At 64.8% G+C, this 2,274-nt stretch carries 3 protein-coding genes; all 3 read left to right on the top strand.

Annotated elements, in window-relative coordinates:
- Window positions 1-134: 134 nt before the first annotated feature.
- The 3 genes from AAFP05_RS09110 to AAFP05_RS09100 are packed head-to-tail and all read left to right on the top strand — an operon-like array spanning window position 135 to window position 2,109.
- Window positions 135-284, top strand: coding sequence for a hypothetical protein (locus AAFP05_RS09110; protein ID WP_341729545.1), 150 nt, complete (start codon window positions 135-137; stop codon window positions 282-284).
- A complete protein-coding gene (locus AAFP05_RS09105; protein ID WP_341729544.1) occupies window positions 281-1,429 on the top strand; it encodes a putative sulfate exporter family transporter in 1,149 nt (382 codons plus the stop codon). The genes AAFP05_RS09110 and AAFP05_RS09105 overlap by 4 nt, the downstream gene beginning before the upstream one ends.
- Before the next feature lie 44 nt (window positions 1,430-1,473).
- Window positions 1,474-2,109 (top strand): hypothetical protein, encoded by a 636-nt coding sequence (locus AAFP05_RS09100; protein WP_341729543.1) that lies wholly within the window; start codon window positions 1,474-1,476, stop codon window positions 2,107-2,109.
- Window positions 2,110-2,274 lie beyond the last annotated feature (165 nt).

Genomic DNA, 2,274 nt, shown 5'->3' with positions numbered 1-2,274 from the left:
TGCTGAGTGAACCGGGCAACCGTGTGCTGAGTGAACCGGGCAACCGTGTGCTGAGCGAAAGAGCGCGGGAGACGTCTCGCCCGTAGGATGATCCCAGGATCATTGAATTGCACCCCAGCGATTGAGGAGTTCCCGTGGCCAGCAAGCCCGCCGCACCCCAGCCGCAAGCCCCGAACGCTGATGGCAAATTCTCGATCAGCGAAGACTGGCTGGCGTTCACTGTCGGATTGATTCTGTTGGCCCTGTGCCTGGCCGGCATCATCCCGACGGGGCTGATCCCGTGAACGAGAAGACCACCAGCACTCAGGCGGTCGAACCGGCGACCGACACGGCTCCCACACCGGCCGGACGACAGTCCGCAGCCTGGACGATCCTCGGTGTGGCCGTGCTGCTCGGCTTGGGCTACGTCGTCCACTTCCTCACCGAATGGGTGCCCGCGGCCACCAAAGGCACCGGCTTCGGAGCGATCGCGAAATCGATCGAGTTCCCCGTGTACGCGATCCTCGTGGGATTCGCAGCCAACGCGATCCTCTCGTTACTTGGGGTGCGGAAGAAGATGTCGAAGGCCTTCCGAACCGAGTTCTTGATCAAGACCGGCCTGGTGCTACTCGGCGCCTCGATCAACTTCACCGTCATCGCCAAAGCCGCGCTGCCCGCCATCGCGCAAGCGGTCCTGCTGATCACCGCGGTCTTCTTGTTCACCTGGTGGTTCTCAGGGCTGCTCGGCCTGGACGACAGACTGCGCGCGCTGCTGAGTTCGGCGATCTCGATCTGCGGCGTCTCGGCAGCGGTCGCGGCCGCCGGGGCCGTGCAAGCAAAGAAGGAGCAACTCGCCTACACGGCATCGCTGGTGATCGTCTTCGCCGTGCCGATGATCTTCCTGCTGCCGTGGGCCTCCGAGCTGCTGGGATTGAGCCCGGCAGTCACCGGAGCCTGGATCGGCGGCAATATCGACACCACGGCCGCAGTCACGGCGGCAGGCACGATGGCCGGCGAGCAGCCGTTGCAGATCGCCACCATCGTCAAAGTCACCCAGAATGCTTTGCTCGGCGTGGTCGCCGTGCTTCTGACGATGTATTTCACCTTCAAAGCCCAGCGCGAAGCAGGCGACACCTCAAGCCCCAAGCTCGTCACCATGTGGCAGAGCTTCCCGAAGTTCGTGCTCGGTTTCTTGATCGCATCGGTCGTGGCGACGGTCTTCGCGTCCAACGCCGACCCCGCCGCCGCCGCGTCGGCGATCGGTGTCGCCAACGATCTACGCACCTGGTTCCTGATCCTGGCTTTCGTCAGCATCGGCCTGGAGTTCAGCTTCGGCTCTTTGAAGGAGGCCGGCTGGAAGCCGGTGCTCGTCTTCGCCGTCGCCACCGTGGTGAACCTGGCCGTCGGTTTGCTGCTCGCCGTCGTGTTGTGGAATGGCTTCAGTTTCTGATCCCGTGGTGCGAGCCCTGCGGCTTTCGATCCATGATTGACGGTGTGACCGCACGTATCGAACTGCCTGCCAGACTCACCGAGATCAAAGCGGTGGTGCTGCTGCCCGCCTGCACCTTGGACGAGGCAGTCGCTCCGATCGAGGTGTTGATCCAGGAAGGCCTACCGATCGTCAGCCTGCCACCCGACTCCCGCGTGGCCCCATTGATGCTTCGCCGCATTTTCGGACGTCGCCTGCTGGTCGGAGCCCATGACCTGCGCACCGGTGAAGATGCGCAGTGGGCGATCGCTCAAGAGACCGCTTTCGCTCTCACGCTGGACGAGGACGCGGGGCTGCGCAGTGAACTCGTTGAGGCCGAGATCCCGCAGTTTCCCAACGCGCTTACCCCAACCGAGGTGGCCAGGGTCTGGAATGTGCCGGAGTCCTCGGCAGTGCAGGTCGTTCCGGCCGGGGCCTTCGGTACGGGGTATGCGGCGCAGTTGGCCGCGCTGGTACCACAGGCTCGGTTGGTCGTCCGTGGGGCTGATACTCGGCACGAGGTCGAGGCATGGCTGCGTGCCGGTGCATCCGCAGCTTGCCTGGGGGACCGCCTGACGTCGGACGCATTCCGTCGCGGCGATCTTGGCGCGCTTCGCTCGCGAGTCCGTCCGATTGTGGACATCTTGGCGCGCTTCGCTTAGGGCAGGCCACAGCGGCTGCCGATCTGTACGCTCCGCCGCGCAGCGACTGCCGGAAGTCGCAGCGACTGCCGAATGCTCGCTAGCGGTTGCGATTCGCGGTAGCTGCTGTTCCTCAGCGGGGCCGACGCCGGCCGGCCGCAGACCTCAGCAGCCCACCCCTGCAGC

Source organism: Brooklawnia sp. (assembly GCF_032229645.1).
Taxonomy (GTDB): Bacteria; Actinomycetota; Actinomycetes; order Propionibacteriales; family Propionibacteriaceae; genus Brooklawnia.
Note: the sequence above shows the minus strand (reverse complement) of the source record. Positions and strands in the feature narration are given on the sequence as shown.